The organism is Butyricicoccus pullicaecorum (genome assembly GCF_002160355.1).
Classification (GTDB): Bacteria; Bacillota; Clostridia; order Oscillospirales; family Butyricicoccaceae; genus Butyricicoccus; species Butyricicoccus pullicaecorum.
Genome location: NZ_NFKK01000005.1, coordinates 167,614 through 174,569 on the forward strand (window position 1 = coordinate 167,614; position 6,956 = coordinate 174,569).

General features: G+C 60.0%; 9 protein-coding genes. All 9 read left to right on the forward strand.

From position 1 onward, the window contains the following. The first annotated feature begins 337 nt into the window (after nt 1–337). Nucleotides 338–1,090: a rolling circle replication-associated protein gene (locus tag B5F17_RS06570; protein ID WP_087372125.1), complete on the forward strand. Its 753-nt coding sequence runs from the start codon at nt 338–340 to the stop codon at nt 1,088–1,090. Nucleotides 1,091–1,444: 354 nt separating this feature from the next. Further along, nucleotides 1,445–1,768 carry a hypothetical protein gene (locus B5F17_RS06580; RefSeq protein WP_087372128.1) on the forward strand — a complete coding sequence of 108 codons (324 nt, stop codon included), beginning with the start codon at nt 1,445–1,447 and terminating at the stop codon, nt 1,766–1,768. Beyond that, nucleotides 1,737–1,985 (forward strand): hypothetical protein, encoded by a 249-nt coding sequence (locus B5F17_RS06585; protein WP_087372131.1) that lies wholly within the window; start codon nt 1,737–1,739, stop codon nt 1,983–1,985. Before B5F17_RS06580 ends, B5F17_RS06585 begins: the two co-directional genes overlap by 32 nt. Then, nucleotides 1,985–2,314 carry a hypothetical protein gene (locus tag B5F17_RS06590; protein ID WP_087372133.1) on the forward strand — a complete coding sequence of 110 codons (330 nt, stop codon included), beginning with the start codon at nt 1,985–1,987 and terminating at the stop codon, nt 2,312–2,314. The genes B5F17_RS06585 and B5F17_RS06590 overlap by 1 nt, the downstream gene beginning before the upstream one ends. A gap of 210 nt (nt 2,315–2,524) precedes the next feature. Further along, a complete protein-coding gene (locus B5F17_RS06595) occupies nt 2,525–2,833 on the forward strand; it encodes a hypothetical protein (protein WP_242968712.1) in 309 nt (102 codons plus the stop codon). Further along, the gene (locus B5F17_RS06600; protein WP_242968713.1) at nt 2,823–4,514 is read left to right on the forward strand and encodes a terminase large subunit; all 1,692 of its coding nucleotides are present in this window, start codon (nt 2,823–2,825) and stop codon (nt 4,512–4,514) included. The genes B5F17_RS06595 and B5F17_RS06600 overlap by 11 nt, the downstream gene beginning before the upstream one ends. 12 nt (nt 4,515–4,526) lie before the next feature. Next, nucleotides 4,527–5,717, forward strand: a complete 1,191-nt coding sequence (locus tag B5F17_RS06605; protein ID WP_087372139.1) for a phage portal protein — start codon at nt 4,527–4,529, stop codon at nt 5,715–5,717. Further along, nucleotides 5,714–6,394 (forward strand): head maturation protease, ClpP-related, encoded by a 681-nt coding sequence (locus B5F17_RS06610; protein ID WP_087372142.1) that lies wholly within the window; start codon nt 5,714–5,716, stop codon nt 6,392–6,394. The genes B5F17_RS06605 and B5F17_RS06610 overlap by 4 nt, the downstream gene beginning before the upstream one ends. Beyond that, the coding region (locus B5F17_RS06615; RefSeq protein WP_087372145.1) for a phage major capsid protein at nt 6,391–6,956 on the forward strand (566 nt) is incomplete at its 3' end. The genes B5F17_RS06610 and B5F17_RS06615, both read left to right, overlap by 4 nt.

Here is a 6,956-nt window from a genome sequence, read left to right on the forward strand (position 1 = left end):
TAGATCAGTGACTTCTTCGACGCTAGAGGCAACCAGCCTAGAAAGGGGATTGTTCAGTCCGTGGATATGTGGCACCGGTGGGCGCTCAAGATCGAGCGCCGCAAGTAGAAAAATTACCAAATTTGCCCGTATCATTTTGTGCACCCAAAACGAATGTTCGCCCTTTGCTTAACAAGATCGCAAAAAACGGCTATATTAAATAACAGAAAGAAGGAATCATCCCAGCCCAGACTTGGGGCTGGACAACAATAGCATAAGGCACTGTGCGGGGCTGAGCCCCGCATTTTTATACCCTTTTGCAGAAAAGTGTCCAATTTGGACACGGAAAGGAGAGGGGATGGCAAAACGAAGAAAAGTCATCAGGGCGGGGAGGCTAGTGTACGCAGCGGTATACTCGACCGTGCACCCGTCAGACAGCCCAGAAGCCAGAGCGGCAAAGACCAAGTGCAGCTCGGCTGCACGTCAGCGGATGAACATGAAATATGCCTGGCAAAAGCTCGAGCTGCTGCTCGCAAGCAATTTCACGCCGCGCGATCTGGTCGTGACCCTGACCTATGACGACGATCATCTGCCGAATGATCGGGACGGCGCGGTGGATAAGATCAAGCGATTCTGGGTGCAGCTGCGCAAGGCGCGTCGCCTGGCCGGTCAGTCCCTGCGCTATGTCTATGTGACCGAGGGCGTGCACGGCGACAAGCGATTGCATCACCATGTCGTGATCGACGGCACGGGCGGGGACTTGGAAACCCTGCAAAGCCTGTGGCCGCACGGCAAGGTGTACATCGAGTACGTGGACGCCTACGGCTATGAGGCGCTGGCGGGGTACCTGACCAAGGAGCCGCGCGAGCACGGCAGCCCGAACGGTCTGCGCAGCTGGACACCCAGCCGGGGACTGAAAAAGCCCGAACGGGAAAGCGGCTGGGTGCCGGATGACGTGACGCTGTGCGCACCGCCGGGTGCAACCGTGCTCGACAGCGACAGCATGGTCAATCAGTGGGGCGAGGTCAAGTACCTCAAGTACCTGCTGCCGGACAAGCGGCCGGAACGCAAGACACGACCAAGACGGTCAAAACCGAGGAAAACAGCATAAGGTCTTATATTTTTCGGGCTTGAAACCCAGTATATCTTATGGAACACAATAGAGAATGCGCGCGCGGGCGCTTTACGAGGAGGGAACCGAGTGGTAAAATATAATCAAGGCAGAACACAACACAGATTATGGATGTGCTGCCCGAATTGTGGAAAGAAGCTCTTGCAGATCATCCCGGACGCGCGGATCGTTGGCGCGTACATGATATGCCGGGGATGCCGCAAAGAGATCGAACTGAATACCCCAAACAGCGCCGGGGATCTGAAAAAGATTTGAGCCGATCATCGAGACACACAACGTGTGTGGTCTTGGTGGTCGGCTTTTTGTTTGCCCAAAAACGAGGAGGTGGGCCAAATGGCCGAATGGAAAAGCCTGGATGTCCTGATCTGTGAATACACCGAGGCCCAGCGCCGCCTGGAGGAGGCGATCGAGCGCAATCGCGCGCAGGCGGCTGAGAGCCGCAACATCGTCCAGCGCATGAAGCTCGACCGTGCGTGCGAGGTCATGCGGCTGGAACTTGCCAGCCTGACCCGTCGCATCATCGAGATGCAGAACATTGTGAAGGAGCGTGAGAACCGTGAACGACATCAGCGAGAACAAGCGAGCCACGGACGAGGTGCTGGCCGCAAAGCGGTATGGCCTGATTGTGACTGTCCTGACAGAGCATATCACACTTGACCTGCCTGCGCGCATTGCACCTGAGCTGCGCGGTGACTGGGTGACGGTGTACGGCTATCACGGCGTGCAGGACAGTTTTCCGGCGCGCATTGTGCGCGGCATCTCGGCACAGCCTGCGGTGCGCTGTCCGATCTGCGGCGAGTCGGTCAAGCCGGTGGGGCAGACCTTCCGGTGTCCGTTCTGCACCCAGATGCTGCGGCGGGAGGACAAGGCGTAATGGCGCGAGCGTTTGCCAAGAAATTTTACAACAGCAAGGCGTGGAAGTCCTGCCGAGCGGCGTACATTGCCGAGCGCGTGGCCATTGACGGCGGTCTGTGCGAGACCTGCGGCTTGGTTCCCGGTCTGATCGTGCACCACACGGTCTGGCTGACCGAAGACAACGTGAACGACCCGGACATCGCGTTAAACCATGCGCTGCTGCGCTACGACTGCCAGGCGTGCCACAACCGCGAGAGCGAGGACGGCAGCGGTGACCGGTGCATCATCGGGCCGGACGGCCAGCCGGTCGAAGTCCGACCGCCCCCCAGTCCGCTGACCCGGGTGTGATGCAAAACGACCGAACGCCCCTCCTCGGAAAAATACACGGCTGACGCACAGGACCCCCACCCGTTGACAGCCGGGCGAAAACGTGGCACGGGGGCGCGAATCACACAGCGCGCGCCATGCGCGTGCGCAGGAAGGAGGTGCCGGAAAATAACCGGATGTGAGGACAAAAAGGCGCTGGAAAGCGCGATCAAGAAAGAACAAAGGCGGCTTTTGAAGCTGTTTTCAGGCATTGAGGAGACCAAGCAGAAACTTGTCCTGGGTCTTATCGAGCGCGCGGCTTTTATGCGCGTGCAGCTCGACGAGCTTGAGGACGACCTCAACACCTACGGCTGGACCGAGTGGTTTTCCCAGGGCGATCAAGAGCCGTACAAGCGCAAGCGCCCGGAGGCCGAGGTCTACAACCAGACCAATGGCAATTATCAGAAAATCATCCGTCAGCTGACCGACCTGCTGCCCAAGTCGGTCGAAGCGCCGCCCGATGACGGGTTTGACAGCTTTGTCACGAGCCGTGAGACCTAACGAAACCCCGTTTGCCGACCCCATCCGCGCGTATTGGGCAGCAATTGAGCGCGGGGACGTGGTGGTCGGGGACAAGATACGCCGTACCTACGCACACCTTGTGTCCAAATTGGACACCGATGCCGACGGTTATCATTACAGCCCGGCGCGCGCTTGGCACGTCATCGACTTCATCGAGCGCTATTGCCATCACTCCAAGGGCAAGGTAGGCGGTCAGTCGGTGCGCCTGGAGCTGTGGGAAAAGGCCATGCTGGCCGCCATCTTCGGCTTTGTAGACATGGACGGCAACCGCCAGTACCGCGAGGCGCTGCTGATCGTCGGCAAGAAGAACGGCAAATCCCTGCTGGCATCGGCGGTCGGTCTGTACCTGATGATCGGCGACGGCGAACCCGGCCCCGAGGTGTATGCGGTGGCGACCAAGCGCGATCAGGCGAAAATCATCTGGCAGGAAGCCAAGCGCATGGTGCGCAAGTCGCCCGCGCTCTTAAAGCGCATCAAGACCCTGACCCACGAGCTGACCAGCGAGGCATTCAACGACGGTGTGTTCAAGCCGCTGGCGTCCGATTCGGACACGCTGGACGGTCTGAACGTCCACGGCGTTCTGATGGACGAGATTCACCAGTGGAAGGACGGGCGTGCGCTCTATAACATCATGGCCGACGGCACGACCGCGCGCGAGCAGCCGCTGGTGTTTATTACTTCGACGGCGGGCACCGTGCGCGAGGACATTTACGACGACCGGTACGAGTACGCTGCGCGCATCATCAACGGCTATGGAGACCCGAAGGGCGCACACGACCCGCACTTTATCGCCTTTGTCTACGAGTTGGACGCGCGGCGCGAGTGGACCGACCCGAACTGCTGGGCAAAGGCCAACCCCGGTCTGGGTACGATCAAGAACCGGCAGCAGCTGGCCGATAAGGTCGCGCGCGCCCAGGCAAACCCCAAGGAAGTCAAGAACCTGGTCTGCAAGGAATTCAACATCCGCGAGACCACGACCGAGGCCTGGCTCACGTTTGAGGAGCTCAACAACACGGCCTGCTACGATCTGGCCGAGCTGCGGCCGCGCTATGGCGTGGGCGGCGTCGATCTGTCCGCGACCACCGACTTGACCGCCGCTGCCGTGATCTTCCAAGTGCCGAACGACCCGCACTATTATGTGCGCATGATGTTCTGGCTGCCCGAAGCGCTGCTGGAGCAGCGCGTCAATGAAGACAAAATCCGGTATGACCAGTGGGTCGATGAGGACTATGTGCGACTGTGCCAGGGCAACAAGATTAACTACCATGACGTCGTCCAGTGGTTTGTCGAGGTGCAGGAGCAGGAGGACATCTACTTGCCGTGGATTGGCTACGATAGCTGGTCTGCGACCTATTTTGTGGACGAGCTGACCGACACCTTTGGCCCGTCCTGTCCTGAACCGGTCATCCAGGGCAAAAAGACCCTGTCCGCACCCATGCACGCGCTGGGCGCAGACCTCGCCGCAAAGCTGGTGGTCTATAACAATAACCCGGTGCTCAAGTGGTGTCTGGCAAACACCAGCTATGACGAGGACAAGAATGACAACTGGCAGCCGTGCAAGTCCACCAAGCCGACCCGGCGCATCGACGGCGCGGCCGCACTGCTCGATGCCTACACCGTCCTTGGACGGCATCTGGAAGAATACCAAAGCATGATTTGAGGTGATACACATATGGGATTTTTTCGTGACCTGTTCGCCCGCGCATCCCCGGGCACCGTGCGCTATCAGATGGTGACCGAGCGGGGCAACGGGTTTTACGCATGGAACGGCAAGCTGTACCAGTCGGACATCGTCCGGGCGTGTATGCGTCCCAAGGTCAAGGGCGTGGGCAAGCTGGTCGGAAAGCACCTGCGCGAGACCATCGACCGCGAGGGCAAGCGCCGCATTGTATACAACGCGGACGCGCGCCTGCGCTACCTGCTCGAAGAGCCCAACCCCTACATGACCGGCCAGAAATTACAGGAGAAGCTGGCCGCCCAGCTCGTCCTCAACAACAACGCCTTTGCACTGATTATCCGCGACGAAAACGGCCTGCCGGTGGAGATTTACCCCATCACGGCAAGCTCGGTGCAGGCAATCTACCGCAAGGACGGCACGCTGTGTCTGGATTTTATCCTGGTCAACGGGCGGCGCATGGTGTTCGCCTACACCGACATCATCCATCTGCGCGCAGACTTCTATGAAAATGATCTATTTGGTTCGCCCTTGGCACAGACGCTCATGCCGCTCATGGAGATCGTCGGCACGACCGATCAGGGCATCGTCAAGGCCATCCGCAACTCGTCGGTCGTGCGCTGGCTGATTAAGTACAATACGGCGCTGCGCGATGATGCGCTGGACGAGAAAGCCAAGGAGTTTGCCCAGCGGTTTCTGGACGTGGAGAACGGCAGCGGCGTGGTTGTCGTGGACTCCAAATCCGAGGCCACCCAGATTAGTCCCAAGGACTACGTCCCCAACGCGGCGCAGATGGACCGCACAACCCAGCGCATTTATGCGATCTTCAACACAAACCCCAAGATCGTCCTGTCGCAGTACAACGAGGACGAGTGGAACGCCTACTACGAGGCCGAGCTGGAACCCATCGTGCGCGAGCTGGGCGAGGAGTACACGCGCAAGCTGTTTTCCCGCCGCGAGCGGGCGGCAGGCAACCGGATTGTGTTCGAGGCAACCAACCTTGCAACCGCCAGCATGAGCACAAAGTTAGGGCTCTTGGCCATGGTAGACCGCGGCGCTATGCTGCCGAACGAGTGGCGCGCCGTCCTGAACCTTGCACCCATCGACGGCGGCGATGTGCCCATCCGTCGCTTGGATACCGCACCCACAACCCAGACAACACAGGAAGGAGGAAGTGAAACGGCATGAAAATCGACATCAAGGGCGTGATCGTGGCCAATGATGACAAGTGGGTCTATGACTGGTTTGACATGGATGCGGTCGCGCCGCGTGAGGTGCTGACCGCGCTGGACAGAGCACCGAATGAGCGTGCCGACGTGTACATCAATTCGCCCGGCGGCAGCGTCTTTGCCGGTGGTGAGATCTACGACGCGCTGCGTGCGCACCCGGGCGGCGTGCAGATTCATGTGACCGGCCATGCTGCGTCGGCAGCGTCCATGATTATGTGCGCCGGGCCGTGCGACATTTCGCCCACGGCACTTGTGATGATTCACAACGTATCCGGCGGCGCACAGGGCGACTATCACACGATGGACGCGACCAGCGAGACGCTGAAAAAGGCCAATCAGGCGGTCGCCGCTGCGTACCGGCACAAGACCGGCAAGAGCGAAAAAGAGCTGCTGGCACTCATGGACAAGGAAACCTGGATGACCGCACAGGAGGCCATCGAGGCAGGCTTTGCCGACGGCCTGACCGCGTCGCCCATGCACCCGCAGCCGCTGGTAGCCGCCCTGTCCGGCGGGGTACTGCCGCAGGCGGTCATTGACAAGCTGCGCGCCGAGCGCGCCAAACATCCGCCCATGACTGCGCAGGACAAGGCCCGCGCAGAACTGGAACTTTTGACTTTAGGAGGAAAGACGAGATGAACAGAGACACCTATCTGGCAAAGCGCGAGACCCTGCTGAACGAGGCACGCGCCCTGATCGAACAGAGCGACCTGACCGGCTACAAGGCCAAGAAGGACGAGATCGAAGCCCTCGACCGCCAGTTTGACGAGGAAGCGCAGGCACAGGCTGCGCTCAAGGCACTCGAAGGCCGCCAGCAGAACCCGCAGGCGGTGCAGAACCTGATGAACCTCGGCGGCGCGGTCGTCACGACCGGTCAGATGCAGCCGGGCACGGGCGAACAGACCCCGGATGACCCGCTGAACAGCGTGGAATACCGCCGCGCGTTTATGAACTACGTCGCCAAGGGCGCGGCGATTCCCCAGAATCTGACCAATCAGAATCAGGTCACCAAGTCCCCCGACGCGGGCGCACTCATCCCGACTATCGTGGTCGAGAAGATCATCGAGAAGGCCAAAAGCCTGGGCACCATCCTGTCGCTGGTCACTAAGACCAACTTTCCGGGCGGCGTCAAGATTCCGGTCTCGCAGGCGCGTCCGACCGCGACCTGGGTTGCTGAGGGTGCGGGCAGCGACAAGCAGAA

Excerpts from the sequence above, each read along its gene's own strand:
- B5F17_RS06590 (WP_087372133.1), top strand. The coding sequence starts at position 1,985 with ATGGCGCGAGCGTTTGCCAAGAAATTTTACAACAGCAAGGCGTGGAAG.
- B5F17_RS06605 (WP_087372139.1), top strand. The coding sequence starts at position 4,527 with ATGGGATTTTTTCGTGACCTGTTCGCCCGCGCATCCCCGGGCACCGTG.
- B5F17_RS06580 (WP_087372128.1), top strand. The coding sequence starts at position 1,445 with ATGGCCGAATGGAAAAGCCTGGATGTCCTGATCTGTGAATACACCGAG.
- B5F17_RS06610 (WP_087372142.1), top strand. The coding sequence starts at position 5,714 with ATGAAAATCGACATCAAGGGCGTGATCGTGGCCAATGATGACAAGTGG.
- B5F17_RS06570 (WP_087372125.1), top strand. The coding sequence starts at position 338 with ATGGCAAAACGAAGAAAAGTCATCAGGGCGGGGAGGCTAGTGTACGCA.